Consider the following 12905-nt stretch of genomic DNA (forward strand, 5'->3'; position numbering starts at 1 on the left):
TCGCGGCGTTCTTGTGGGACGTCGGCCCGGAGGGGAATCCTCTGAACCCAGACGTTCCCCCTCGAGCAGAAGGAGCGGTGCCATGACGACGCTGCGCGTCGCACTGGTCCAGGCCGCCTGGACCGGCGACAAGGAGAGCATGATCGAGGCGCACGAGGAGTACGCGCGCCAGGCCGCCGACGCCGGTGCGCAGATCGTGTGCTTCCAGGAACTCTTCTACGGTCCGTACTTCGGGATCACCCAGGACAGCAAGTACTACGACTACGCCGAGTCCGTTCCCGGCCCCACGGTCAAGCGGTTCCAGGCCCTGGCCGCGGAACTCGGCCTCGTGATGGTCCTGCCCGTCTACGAGGAGGAACAACCCGGCGTCCTCTACAACACCGCGGCCGTGGTCGACTCCGACGGGAAGTACCTCGGCAAGTACCGCAAGCACCACATCCCGCACCTGGACCGGTTCTGGGAGAAGTTCTACTTCCGCCCCGGCAACCTGGGCTATCCCGTCTTCGAGACCTCCGTCGGCAAGGTCGGGGTCTACATCTGCTACGACCGGCACTTCCCCGAGGGCTGGCGCGCCCTGGGTCTGGCCGGCGCCGAGATCGTCTTCAACCCCAACGCCTCCAAACCCTCGCTGTCCAACCGGCTCTGGGAACTCGAGCAGCCCACCGCGGCCGCCGCCAACGGGTACTTCGTCGCCGTCCCGAACCGGGTCGGGGCCGAGACCGGTGAGTTCGGCGACGACGCGGTGCCGTTCTACGGGACCAGCTACATCGCCGACCCGATGGGGAACTTCGTGGGCGAGAAGGCCGGCAGCGAGAACCCGGAACTGCTGATCCGCGACCTCGACATGGACCTCATCCGCACGGCCCGCACCGACTGGCAGTTCTACCGCGACCGTCGCCCCGACTCCTACGGCGACCTGGTCCGGCCGTGACCACGGGACGGAGGACCCTCGTCGAGAACGGCACCCTGGTCTCCTCGACGGGGGCCGTCCCCACCGACGTGCTGATCGAGGGCGAGACCGTCGTGGCCCTGCTGGCCCCCGGGTCCTTCGCGTTCGAGGTGGACACCCGCATCGACGCGACCGGCTGCTACGTCCTGCCCGGCGGGGTCGACGTGCACACCCACATGGAGATGCCCTTCGGCGGGACCGAGGCGAGCGACACGTTCGCGACGGGAACCCGCGCCGCGGCCTGGGGTGGCACCACGACGATCGTCGACTTCGTCGTCCAGCGCACCGGCGAGGTCGTCGAGCGGGCGCTGGAGACCTGGCACGCCAAGGCGGCCGGGAACTCCGCGATCGACTACGGGTTCCACATGATCCTCGGTGGCGTGGACGAGGGCTCGCTCACGGCGATGGACTCCCTCGTCGCCCACGAGGGCATCACCAGCTTCAAGCTCTTCATGGCCTACCCGGGGGTGTTCTACTCCGACGACGGCCAGATCCTGCGGGCGATGCAGCGCGCCACCGACAACGGCGCCACGATCATGATGCACGCCGAGAACGGCACCGCCATCGACGTCCTCGTCCAGCAGGCCCTGGCCCGCGGCGACACCGACCCCGTGTTCCACGGCACCACCCGCCCCGCCGCGCTCGAGGCGGAGGCCGTCAACCGGGCCATCGCCCTCGCCGGCGTCGCCGGCGGGACCCCCCTCTACGTCGTGCACGTCTCAGCCTCCCAGGCGCTGGAACGCATCGCGACCGAACGTGCGAAGGGTGCGAACGTCTTCGCCGAGACATGCCCGCAGTACCTCTACCTGACGCTCGAGGACCACCTGGGAGCCGGCGGACCGGGGAGCTTCGAGGGGGCCAAGTACGCCTGCTCCACCCCCCTGCGCTCCAGGCACGAACCGCACGCCGCGGACCTGTGGAGAGGTCTGCGCACCGACGACCTCGCGGTGGTCTCCACCGACCACTGCCCGTTCTGCTTCAAGGACCAGAAGCAACTGGGCCGGGGGGACTTCTCGAAGATCCCCAACGGCATGGGCGGGGTGGAGCACCGGATGGACCTCGTCCACCAGGGCGTCGTCGACGGGCACCTGTCGTTGCAGCGCTGGGTCGAGACCTGTTCCACCACGCCGGCCCGGATGTTCGGGATGTACCCGCGCAAGGGCACCGTGTCTCCCGGTTCGGACGCCGACGTCGTGGTCTACGACCCGGCCGCGACCACCCGGATCTCGGCCGAGACCCACCACATGAACATCGACTACTCGGCCTTCGAGGGTTTCGAGCTGACCGGGTCCGTCCGCACCGTCCTGTCCCGCGGTGCGGTGATCGTCGACCGCGGGACGTACTCGGGCAGCCCGGGTCACGGGAGGTTCGTCCCCCGCGGCCTGTCCCAGTACCTGCGCTGAAAGGAGAACGCGATGGACTTCGGCGTCGTGCTGCAGACCACCCCACCCGCCTCCCGGGTGGTCGACCTGTCCCGGATCGCGGAGACCTACGGGTTCTCCCACGTCTGGACGTTCGACTCCCACGTCCTGTGGGAGGAGCCCTACGTCATCCACTCCGCGATCCTGCAGGCCACCCGCAAGGTGGTCGTGGGACCGATGGTCACCAACCCGGCCACCCGCGAGTGGTCGGTGACGGCCTCGACCTACGCGACGTTGAACGAGATGTACGGGCCGCGGACGATCTGCGGCATCGGGCGGGGGGACTCCGCCGTGCGGACGTTGTCGGGGAAACCCACGACGCTGGCGACACTGCGCGAGTCGGTCCACGTGATCCGGGAACTGTCCAACGGCCGGCCCGTCGAGCACCGCGGCCAGACCGTGCGGTTCCCGTGGGCGACCGACCACGGAGCCGGCCGGCAGACCGAGGTGTGGGTGGCCGCCTACGGCCCCAAAGCGTTGCAGCTCACCGGGGAGGTCGCCGACGGGTTCATCCTGCAGCTCGCCGATCCCGACATCACCGCCTGGACCATCAGGACGGTGAAGGACGCGGCGGCGGCCGCGGGCCGTGACCCCGAGACCGTGAAGATCTGCGTCGCGGCCCCCGCCTACGTCACCGACGGCAGCCGGGTCGGCCTGGACCACGCCCGGGAGCAGTGCCGCTGGTTCGGCGGGATGGTCGGCAACCACGTCGCCGACATCGTCGAACGCTACGGCAGCGACAGCAACGTCCCGACGGCGTTGACGGACTACATCGCGGGCCGCGAGGGCTACGACTACAACCAGCACGGACAGGTCGGCAACACCCACGCCGACTTCGTACCCGACGAGATCGTCGACCGGTTCTGCCTGCTCGGCTCCCCCGCCGAGCAGATCGCCCGGCTGCGGGACCTGGAGGACCTCGGGGTGGACCAGTTCGCCCTGTACCTGCAGCACGACGCCAAGGAACAGACGCTGCGCGCCTACGGCGACCTCGTCCTGCCGGCCCTGGCCGAGACCGTGACGGCGGTCTCGTGACCGGACTCCTGGCCACGACGGCGGCCACCGCGGAAGCTCCCGTCCCCGGTCGGCCCACGGACCGGGTCCGGGCCGGGCTGCGGCGCACCGGGATGGCTCTGCTCGGCGTCGTCGTGCTCCTGGCGTTGTGGGAGCTCTACCGAGCCGTCGGCCCGGTGCAGGGGGTCGAGGTCGGCGGGCAACGCGTCCTGCCCCGCGCCGACCCCCGGTCGATGCCCGGGGTCCTCGACGTGCTCGCCACCCTCGACCAGCAGGAGGTGTCCATCCCGGGCTCGCGCACCGTGGCGGTCGCCGTGGTGGCCTCGGCCTGGCGGACGTTCACGATGGCCGTCGGGGGCTGGCTGCTCGGCGGCCTCGTGGGAGTCGTGCTGGCCGTCCTCATGCAGCGCTCCCGCCTCGCCGAACGGGGACTGCTGCCCTACGTCGTCCTCAGCCAGACCGTCCCGATCATCGCCATCGCCCCGCTCATCGCCGGCTGGGGCGGCAAGCTCCAGCTGACCCCGACACTGGCCTGGCAACCCTGGATGTCCGTCGTCGTCATCTCCGGCTACCTGGCGTTCTGCCCGGTGGCACTGGGCATGCTGCGCGGTCTGCAGGCGCCCACGAGCGCCTCGGAGGAACTGTTCACGAGCTTCGCCGCGACCCACCGCCAGACGTTGCTGCGGTTGCGGTTCCCGGCCAGCGTGCCGCACCTCGTCCCCGCGCTGCGCCTCGCCGCGGCGCAGGCCGTCGTCGGCGCGATCGTCGCGGAGATCTCCACCGGCACCCGCGGCGGGATCGGTCGGCTGATCCTCCAGTACGCCCAGCAGGCCACCTCGGCCCCCGGCCGCCTCCACGCGGCCATCCTCGGCGCGGCCCTGCTGGGGTTGCTCGCCGCCGGGCTCGTCTCGCTGCTCGACCTGTTGCTCCTGCGTCACGGAGGCAAACGATGACCCCCGCGGCCCCCGCCGTCCAGATCTCGCACCTCGACCAGCGGTTCACCACCGCCCGCGGCGAGGTCCACGCCCTCTCCGGCATCGACCTCACGATCGAACCCGGCGCGTTCGTCTCGCTCATCGGACCCTCCGGGTGCGGCAAGTCGACGTTGCTGCGCTGCATCGCGGACCTCGTCACCCCGACCGCGGGTGAGGTCCTCGTGGGCGGGGTGTCGGCGCACCGGGCGCGACTCGCCCACGGCTACGGGATCGCGTTCCAGCAGGCGGGACTCCTCGAGTGGCGCACCGTGCAGCGCAACGTGGAACTCCCGCTGGAACTGCACGGGGTCGGCAAGGCCGAACGGGCCGAACGCGCCCGGTACCTCCTCGACCTCGTGGGGCTCGCCGACTTCGCCCGCATGAAACCCGCGGAACTTTCCGGCGGCATGCAGCAACGCGTCGCGATCGCCCGGTCGCTGGCGGAGGAACCCCCGCTGTTGCTCATGGACGAACCCTTCGGCGCCCTCGACGAGATGACCCGCGAACGCATGCAGGCGGAACTCCTCGCCATCCGGGAACGCACCGGGACGACCGTCGTGTTCGTGACCCACTCCATCCCCGAGGCGGTGTTCCTCTCGACGCAGGTCGTCGTGATGTCACCGCGGCCGGGTCGCATCGTCCGGGTCGTCGAGGTGGACCTCCCCGCCCGGGACGAGGACGCACGCGAGCACCCCGCGTTCTTCACCGGGATCACCGCCGTCCGCGAGGCCCTGCGGGGCAGGGAGTCGCCGGCGGCGGCGCTGCACGGGGACGACCGGTGACGCAGTTCCCGAGGTCCCTAGCCCCACCGGTCGTCGTCGGGGTCGCGGTCCTGCTGCTCTGGCAGTCCGTCGTCGTGGCCGGCCGGATCGCGACGTTCGTGCTGCCGTCACCGGTCGCGATCACGCAGGCGTTCGGCGCCGTCGCGGGGGACGTCGTCCAGGCCGCCGCCGCCACGGGGACGACCGCGTTCACGGGCCTCGTGGCGGGTTCCCTGGCCGGGGTCGTCGCCGCCCTGCTGGCGGCCCGGTTGCGCCTGTTCGACGAGGTGCTCAGCCCCTTGTCGGCCGCGGCGAACGCCATGCCGATCATCGCGCTGGCCCCGGTGTTCAACGCGATGTTCGGTTCCACCAGTCCGGTTCCCCGCCGCCTCGTCGTGGCCGTCGCGGTGTTCTTCCCGTTGTTCGTGAACACCGCGCGAGGGTTGCGCCGCATCGACCCGGTGCACGCGGAACTCATGCGCTCCCTCGCCGTCTCCGGCTGGGCCGTCACCCGGTACGTGCGGTTGCCCGGCGCGGTGCCCTTCGCGTTCACCGGGTTGCGCCTGGCGTCCTCGTTGTCGGTCATCGCGGCGGTCGTCGCCGAGTACTTCGGCGGTCGGCAGGACGGACTGGGTTCGCGCATCACCTCGGCCGCCAGTGCCACCGCCTACCCGCGGGCCTGGTCCTACGTCCTCGGGGCCGTGGCCCTCGGCCTCGTGTTCTACCTGGTCGCCCTGCTCCTGGAGCGACTGCTGTCCCCCACCACTCTCACCAGGAGGCCCTCGTGAACCACCCCACCCGCCGTTCCGCCCTGCTCGCCGGGGCCGGTGCCGCGACGGCCGCCGGGCTCGCCGCCTGCGGGAGCGCCGACCAGGAGACGTCGTCCGGTGCCGCCGCGAGTTCCGGGAGTTCCGGTTCGACCACGGTCAAGCTGCAACTGCAGTGGGTCACCCAGGGACAGTTCGCCGGGTACTTCGCGGCGCTCGACCAGGGCTACTACTCCGACGAGGGGCTGGACGTCCAGATCCTCGAGGGCGGGTCCGACATCGTGCCGCAGACCGTCCTCGCCCAGGGCCAGGCCGACTACGCCATCGCCTGGGTCCCCAAGGCCCTCGCTTCCCGCGAACAGGGCGCCGCCATCACCAACGTCGCCCAGATCTACCAGCGGTCGGGGACCCTGCAGGTCTCCTTCACGAAGACCGGCATCACCGCGGTCGAGGGCCTCAAGGGCAAGAAGGTGGGGAACTGGGGCTTCGGCAACGAGTACGAACTCTTCGCCGCGATGACCGCGGCCGGACTCGACCCGAGCTCGGACGTGGAACTGGTGCAGCAGCAGTTCGACATGCTCGGTCTACTGCAGGGTGACATCGACGCGGCGCAGGCCATGACGTACAACGAGTTCGCCCAGCTCCTCGAGGCGGAGAACCCGGACACGGGTTCCCTCTTCACCGCGGCCGACTTCAACGTCCTGAACTGGAACGACGTCGGCACTGCGATGCTGCAGGACGCGGTCTGGGCCAGCACCGAGAAGCTGGCCGACACCGCCTACCAGCAGCAGACCGTCAAGTTCCTCAAGGCTTCGATCAAGGGCTGGGTCTTCGCCCGGGACAACCCCGAGGAGGCGCGGGACATCGTCGTGGCCAAGGGGTCGACGCTCGGGGCGAGCCACCAGTTGTGGCAGGTCAACGAGGTCAACAAGCTGGTCTGGCCGGCGGCCGGCGGGGCCGGGCTCATCGATGCGACCGCCTGGGAGCAGACCGTCCAGATCGCCATGGACACCAAGAACGCCGAGGGCCAGACCGTCATCACCAAGGAACCCGACGAGGACGCCTGGACCAACGACTACGTCCAGCAGGCCCTCGACGAGCTGACCTCCGCGGGCGTCGACGTCAAGGGCGCGGCGTTCGCCCCCGAGACGGTGACGCTGGCCGCCGGCGGCGCCTGAACCCCTCCTCCCGACGCGGACCGGGAGGCGATGACCACGTGTTCCAGGCCCGGCCGGTCCGGCGCCTCCCGCACCTCCGCCACGGTGAACCCGTGGCGGAGGAGGGAGGAGCGCAGCTCGGCCGGGCCGCGGAAGCGCAGCGTCGACTCGGAGGTCAACCGCTCGCCGTCCGCGAAGGTGAACACGGTGCGGAAGGTCACCAGCGGCGGCGTGGCCGCCAGCAGCTCGAACTCCGTGCGGACGGTCCCCTCCCCGGGGACCGTCCGCACCTGCGGCGGTCCCGACCAGGTCCGCCAGTCCTCGGCCTCCGGGCGCCTGGTCTCGAAGACCAGGTGGCCGCCGGGCCGCACCGCCCGGGCGAGTCCCCGCAGCGCCGCGTCCCAGTCCTCGTTAGTGACGAACACCTGGGCCACGTTGCCGGTCATCACGGCCAGGTCGCACCCGAGCGCGGGAAGCTGCGCCGCCTCCACGGGCAGCCACGTCACGGCCGAGGTCCCCGGTCGAGCCCGGGCGACGCCCAGGCTCGCGAGCGCCGGGTCGGCGCCGGCCACCTCGTACCCCTCGGCCACCAGCAGGGCGGCCAGGACACCCGTCCCGCACCCCACGTCCAGGACGTGGTGGGCGCCGAGCTCGCCCGCGAGGGCGACGTAGGGCACCAGGTCGGGGCGGGGGTGGTCGAAGACGTCGTAGAGGGCGGCCAGGCGGGGGTGGGCGAAGATCGGGTCCGGCACGCTCCGAGCCTGGCGCGGTCGACTCCGCGCCCGCACCGGGTTTTCGGTGGAAGCCGGGCCCGCCCCGTGGCAGGGTCCGGGTACCGATCGGGAGGAGCAGGCCGTGGCCGTCGCGCGTTTCAAGGACCTCTGCCTCGACGCCCTGGACCACCAGGCGCAGGCCGACTGGTGGTGCGCCGTCCTGGGCTACGTCCGGCACGAGTCCGGTGACGGCCCGCGTGATCCGACGTGGCCGGTCCCGTTGCGCGACCCTTCCGGTGCGGGCCCGTTCCTCTGGGTCAACCCCGTCGAGGAGCCCAAGACGGTGAAGAACCGGATGCACCTCGACGTCGTCGGGGACCTCGCCGGCCTCCTCGCGGCCGGGGCCACGATGGTGCGGCCTCGCGCCGAGGACCGCCCGTGGGACGTGCTGGCCGACCCCGAGGGCAACGAGTTCTGCGCCTTCCGCCCGGAGGCGTAGTCGCGCTCGGACGTGCGGTGGTGGCGGGGCGGGGATAGGCAGGGGGCATGGACGCCAAGGACATCCTGCTGGACGGCTACGGCCGCATCTCCCCGCTCGTGCACGCAGCGGTCGACGGCCTGGACGAGGACGCGCTGAGCGCCCGCCTCGATCCGGGGGCGAACTCGATCGCGTGGCTGGTGTGGCACCTCGCTCGGGTGCAGGACGACCACGTCAGTGACGTCGCCGGGCACGAGCAGACCTGGACGGCGGACGGCTGGGCGGAGCGCTTCGCCCTGCCGTTCGGACCGGGTGAGACGGGGTACGGCTTCGACGCGGACCAGGTGGGTCAGGTGCAGGTGGGCGCCGAACTGCTGACGGGGTACCTCGACGCGGTGCAGGCGCGGACGGTCGACTTCCTGGGCGGACTCTCCGAAGCTGACCTGGACCGGGTCGTCGACGACGCGTGGGACCCGCCGGTGACGTTGGGGGTCCGCCTGGTCAGCGTGCTGGACGACGACCTCGAGCACGCGGCGCAGGCGGCCTTCGTGCGGGGGGTGCTGGAGCGGCGCTGAAGCCCCCGGAACGCAACGATCCCCGCCCCAGCCGAAGCTGGGACGGGGATCGTAGGACGGTCAGACCGTCAGCGTCTGAAGATCAGAGACGCGTGACGTTCGAGGCCTGGGGGCCCTTGGCGCCCTGGGTCACCTCGTACTCGACCTGGTCGTTCTCTTCCAGGTTGCGGAAGCCGTTACCGGCGATCGCGGAGTAGTGGACGAAGACGTCCGGGCCACCGTCGGTCGGGGCGATGAAGCCAAAGCCCTTTTCGCCGTTGAACCACTTGACAGTTCCCTGAGCCATGATGGCCTCCTCAAGGTGTACGCCCCACCGCAGTGGAGCTCGTCGCCGAGGGGCTGACCTGGTCTGGAAAGCGTGCTGGACCCTCGAGTGAATCCCGGGGCGCAAAAGCACGTCGAGAAACTGCGACTAGGAAGAACTTAGCACGATCGGGCCTGATGTCCAGTCCCCGTGCTGCACTCTCCTCAGCCGGCGCGCAGCTGCGACACGAGCGGGCACCGGAACGGGTCGCGAGCGGCCAGGCCCACGTCGTTGAGGTACGCGACGATGTCCTTGAGGGCCTGCGGCAGCGAGGTCTCGGTGTAGTCGATGCCGTGCTCGGCGCAGAAGCGGCGCACGAACGGCTGGACGGCGCGCAGGTTGGGCCGGGGCATCGAGGGGAACAGGTGGTGCTCCACCTGGAAGTTGAGACCACCCATGAAGAGGTCGACGAACCAGCCGCCGGAGATGTTGCGCGACATCAGCACCTGGCGGCGGATGAAGTCGACCTTGGTCTCGCGCGCCACGATCGGCATGCCGACGTGGTTGGGCGCGAAGGCGCCGCCCATCGAGACGCCGAAGGCCGCCATGTGGACACCGAAGAACGCGGCTCCGCGGGCCGGCCCGAGCAGCAGCACGAGCGCGGCCAGGTAGACGCCCCAGTGGACGACGATGAGGGAGGCGTCGATCCAGCGCTTCTTGGCCCGGCGGCCGCTGATCAGCGACTTCGTGGAGTCGACGTGCAGGTTGAGCCCGGCCAGCAGCAGCAGCGGGTAGAACCAGTAGCCCTGCTTGGCCGTGGCCCAGCGCAGGACGCCCCGACGACCCGCAGCGGCCTCCTCGTGGAAGGAGACGACCTCGGACTCGATGTCGGTGTCGATCCCCCGGGCGTTGGGGGCCTGGTGGTGCTTGGTGTGCTTGCCCATCCACCAGCCGTAGCTGAGACCCGTCAGCAGCGCGGCGAAGATCCGGGCCGCCCACTCGTTGCCGCGGTGCGAGGCGAAGATCTGCTTGTGCGCCCCGTCGTGGCCGAGGAAGGCGAACTGGGTGAGGACCAGGGCGAGCGGCGCGGCGACCAGCAGCACGAGCCAGGAGTCCCGGAGCAGGAACGCCCCCGCGACGACGGCGAGGAAGGCGACCGTGGTGAACGCGATGCGCCACCAGTAGTGCCCCGTCCGCCGGCGCATGAGGCCCGCGTCCTGGACGGCCGCGGTGAGTGTCGCGTACGGGGTGCTGCGGCGCGCCCGTGCGGGCGGTGGCTGCACCGGGTCGGACACGGACTCGGTCGTGGGCATGGTCGTCACTGGTCTCCTCGCGGGCGTTCAGAGGGGCACCGGGCGGCGCGTCCTCGCGCAGTGCCCGGGATGCGGACCCGTGACAGACACAGCGGTGTGGCTCGTTCAGCGCTGCGACCTCCCGCAGCGAGCCCCACGGTAGGCCAACGAGTGGAACCCCCCATCGGTGCCCACGCCGACGCCTTTAGGCTTCTGCGGTGCCGTTTGCGAGCCCTCGCGACTGTGACGGCACGCAGGGCACCGCGCACAGGAGAGAGCCGCACCAGTGAGCCAGTCCACCGAGCCCGACGCGTCGACCCCGGCCGAGGAGGCGACGAGGGAACAGGTCGCCCTCGAGGACGCTCACGTCGGGACGCTCTACGACCGGCTCGACGTCCTGCGCGCCCAGACCGCCGAGCAGCTCGCCGACGTCCGGCGCACCCTCGCGACCGGCACCCACCAGAGCCGCTTCGAGCGCGACGCCTTCGCGACCCTCTACGAGGACCGCCTCTCCCAGCTGTGGTCGGTGGAGAACCGGCTCTGCTTCGGGCGCCTCGACCTGCAGCCCGGCACCGAGGACCCGCGCCGCTACGTCGGCCGGCTCGGCCTCGCCGACGACCGGGGCAACCAGGTGCTCGTCGACTGGCGGGCGCCCGCGGCGCAGGACTTCTACCAGGCCACCGCGGCCGCTCCCCGCGACGTCGTCCGGCGCCGGCACCTGCTCACGGCGGGCCGCCACGTCACGGGCGTCGACGACGAGGTGCTCATCGCGGCCGAGGGTGAGCGCACCACGGGTGACGCGGCCCTGCTGGCCGCCGTCACCGCCCCCCGCACCGGCCGCATGGGCGACATCGTCGCCACCATCCAGGCCGAGCAGGACCGGGTCATCCGCGCCTCCGAGCGCGGGGTCCTCGTCGTCCAGGGCGGTCCGGGGACCGGCAAGACCGCCGTGGCCCTGCACCGGACGGCCTTCCTGCTCTACACCCACCGCGACCGCCTCGCCCGCAGCGGCGTCCTGCTGCTCGGCCCCAGCCCGGTGTTCCTGCGCTACGTGGAGCAGGTCCTGCCCGCGCTGGGCGAGACGGGCGTGGTGACCGCGACGCTGGCCGAGCTGTTCCCCGGGGTGCTCGCCCGGGGCGGGGACTCCGCCGCCGCAGCCCGGGTCAAGGGCTCGCTGCGGATGGCCGAGGTCCTCGACGCGGCCGTCGCCGACCGGCAGCGGATCCCCGCCCGACCGCTGCGCTTCGACCTCGACGGCACCCGGATCATGCTGCGTCCCGACGCCGTCGCCTCGGCCCGCGCCCGCGCCCGGCGCGGTCGCAAACCGCACAACCTCGCCCGGGTGACCTTCGTCCGCGAGGTCCTGAACACGCTGGTCAACTCCCTCGCCCGCGCCCGCGGCGCCGACCTGGGCGAGGAGCGCGACGACCTCGTCACCGAACTGCGCGAGCACGTCGACGTCCGGCGCGAGGTCAACCTCTGCTGGATGCCGCTGACCCCGCAGAAGGTGCTCGCCGGTCTCTACCGCAACCCGGACCTGCTGGAACGCATCGCGCCGCAGTTGTCGGCCACCGACCGCGCGGCCCTGCACCGCGAGGACGCGAGCGCCTGGAGCGAGGCCGACGTGCCCCTGCTCGACGAGCTCGCCGAACTCCTCGGCCCGCTGGAGGAGTCCGCGAACCAGGCTCGCCGCGACGCCGACCGCGAGGAGCAGGTCGCCTACGCGCGCAAGGTGCTCGAGGACTTCGAGGCCTCCGGGGTCGGCAACCCCCTGGTCAGCCCGGAGCTGCTCGCCGACCGCTTCTCCACCGACGGACCGGTGGGCACCGTGGCCGAACGGGCCGCGCTGGACCGGACCTGGGCCTACGGCCACGTCGTGGTCGACGAGGCGCAGGAACTCTCCCCGATGGCCTGGCGCCTCGTCGAACGCCGCTGCCCGTCGCGTTCGATGACCCTGGTCGGCGACGTCGCCCAGACGTCGAACCCCGCCGGGGCGCGCAGCTGGGCGCAGGCGCTGAAACCCGTCGTCGACGACCGCTGGCGGCTGGAGGAACTCACCGTCAACTACCGCACGCCCGCGAAGATCTCCCGGGTCGCCGCCGACGTGCTGCGCTCCGCGGGGATCTCGGCGAACCCGCCGACCCCCGTCCGCGAGGGCGACCACGACCCCGTCGCGATCCCGCTGACCTCCGGGGCGGACGTCGTCGAGGTCGTCCGGGCCCGCTTCGCCGACCTGGACGAGGGGCGGGTCGCCGTCATCACCGCCGAGGTCGACGGAGCTCTGGGCTCGGACGCGCTGCGCGCGGCGATCTCCGCCGTGCTGCCCCGGGGGGCGGTCGCCGCCTCCCCCGACGACCTCGACGCCGCGGTGTCGGTGCTCGACGTGCACCGGGCCAAGGGCCTGGAGTTCGACGTCGTCGTGCTCGTCGAACCCGCGGCCGTCCTGCGCCGTCCCCGCGGCGCCAACGACCTCTACGTCGCCCTGACCCGCGCGACCCAGGAACTCCACGTCCTGCACGCCGAACCCCTCCCCGCCGGCATGGAGTCCCTCGCCTGACCG

At 71.7% G+C, this 12905-nt stretch carries 13 protein-coding genes; 10 read left to right on the plus strand and 3 right to left on the minus strand.

What is annotated here, in order from left to right; translation table 11 throughout:
* The first annotated feature begins 82 nt into the window (after window positions 1-82).
* From AC0I8G_RS14005 to AC0I8G_RS14035, 7 genes are read left to right on the plus strand one after another with little or no spacing between them, the layout of a single operon-like run.
* Complete coding sequence (locus AC0I8G_RS14005) at window positions 83-931, plus strand: nitrilase-related carbon-nitrogen hydrolase (protein ID WP_471730454.1); 849 nt, start codon at window positions 83-85, stop codon at window positions 929-931.
* Complete coding sequence (gene hydA, locus AC0I8G_RS14010) at window positions 928-2352, plus strand: dihydropyrimidinase (RefSeq protein WP_471730455.1); 1425 nt, start codon at window positions 928-930, stop codon at window positions 2350-2352. The genes AC0I8G_RS14005 and hydA overlap by 4 nt, the downstream gene beginning before the upstream one ends.
* A gap of 12 nt (window positions 2353-2364) precedes the next feature.
* A complete protein-coding gene (locus tag AC0I8G_RS14015) occupies window positions 2365-3405 on the plus strand; it encodes a TIGR03842 family LLM class F420-dependent oxidoreductase (protein WP_471730456.1) in 1041 nt (346 codons plus the stop codon).
* The gene (locus tag AC0I8G_RS14020; RefSeq protein ID WP_471730457.1) at window positions 3402-4337 is read left to right on the plus strand and encodes an ABC transporter permease; all 936 of its coding nucleotides are present in this window, start codon (window positions 3402-3404) and stop codon (window positions 4335-4337) included. The genes AC0I8G_RS14015 and AC0I8G_RS14020 overlap by 4 nt, the downstream gene beginning before the upstream one ends.
* Complete coding sequence (locus AC0I8G_RS14025) at window positions 4334-5140, plus strand: ABC transporter ATP-binding protein (RefSeq protein ID WP_471730458.1); 807 nt, start codon at window positions 4334-4336, stop codon at window positions 5138-5140. The genes AC0I8G_RS14020 and AC0I8G_RS14025 overlap by 4 nt, the downstream gene beginning before the upstream one ends.
* Window positions 5137-5907: an ABC transporter permease gene (locus AC0I8G_RS14030; RefSeq protein WP_471730459.1), complete on the plus strand. Its 771-nt coding sequence runs from the start codon at window positions 5137-5139 to the stop codon at window positions 5905-5907. Before AC0I8G_RS14025 ends, AC0I8G_RS14030 begins: the two co-directional genes overlap by 4 nt.
* The gene (locus AC0I8G_RS14035; RefSeq protein WP_471730460.1) at window positions 5904-7064 is read left to right on the plus strand and encodes an ABC transporter substrate-binding protein; all 1161 of its coding nucleotides are present in this window, start codon (window positions 5904-5906) and stop codon (window positions 7062-7064) included. The genes AC0I8G_RS14030 and AC0I8G_RS14035 overlap by 4 nt, the downstream gene beginning before the upstream one ends.
* On the opposite strand, the gene AC0I8G_RS14040 is transcribed toward AC0I8G_RS14035, so the two are convergent.
* Window positions 6962-7795 carry a class I SAM-dependent DNA methyltransferase gene (locus AC0I8G_RS14040; RefSeq protein WP_471730461.1) on the minus strand — a complete coding sequence of 278 codons (834 nt, stop codon included), beginning with the start codon at window positions 7793-7795 and terminating at the stop codon, window positions 6962-6964. The two genes, AC0I8G_RS14035 and AC0I8G_RS14040, sit on opposite strands and share 103 nt — an antisense overlap.
* A gap of 103 nt (window positions 7796-7898) precedes the next feature.
* On the opposite strand from AC0I8G_RS14040, the gene AC0I8G_RS14045 reads away from it, so the two are divergent.
* Together AC0I8G_RS14045 and AC0I8G_RS14050 are read left to right on the plus strand one after the other, a co-directional pair.
* Entirely contained in the window at window positions 7899-8255 is a 357-nt protein-coding gene (locus AC0I8G_RS14045; RefSeq protein WP_471730462.1) for a VOC family protein, read from the plus strand.
* Between the two features lie 47 nt (window positions 8256-8302).
* On the plus strand, window positions 8303-8809 hold the full coding sequence (locus tag AC0I8G_RS14050; RefSeq protein ID WP_471730463.1) for a mycothiol transferase: 507 nt from the start codon (window positions 8303-8305) through the stop codon (window positions 8807-8809).
* Between the two features lie 82 nt (window positions 8810-8891).
* Here the strand turns inward: AC0I8G_RS14050 and AC0I8G_RS14055 are convergent, their stop codons facing one another.
* Both AC0I8G_RS14055 and AC0I8G_RS14060 read right to left on the minus strand, forming a co-directional pair.
* The gene (locus AC0I8G_RS14055; RefSeq protein WP_012086670.1) at window positions 8892-9095 is read right to left on the minus strand and encodes a cold-shock protein; all 204 of its coding nucleotides are present in this window, start codon (window positions 9093-9095) and stop codon (window positions 8892-8894) included.
* A 182-nt stretch (window positions 9096-9277) separates the two neighbouring features.
* Window positions 9278-10366: a fatty acid desaturase family protein gene (locus AC0I8G_RS14060; protein WP_328295233.1), complete on the minus strand. Its 1089-nt coding sequence runs from the start codon at window positions 10364-10366 to the stop codon at window positions 9278-9280.
* Window positions 10367-10631: 265 nt separating this feature from the next.
* Between AC0I8G_RS14060 and AC0I8G_RS14065 the strand changes: the two genes are divergently transcribed.
* A complete protein-coding gene (locus AC0I8G_RS14065; protein ID WP_471730464.1) occupies window positions 10632-12902 on the plus strand; it encodes a HelD family protein in 2271 nt (756 codons plus the stop codon).
* Window positions 12903-12905: the final 3 nt, after the last annotated feature.

The organism is Kineococcus sp. AC630, from assembly GCF_979255925.1.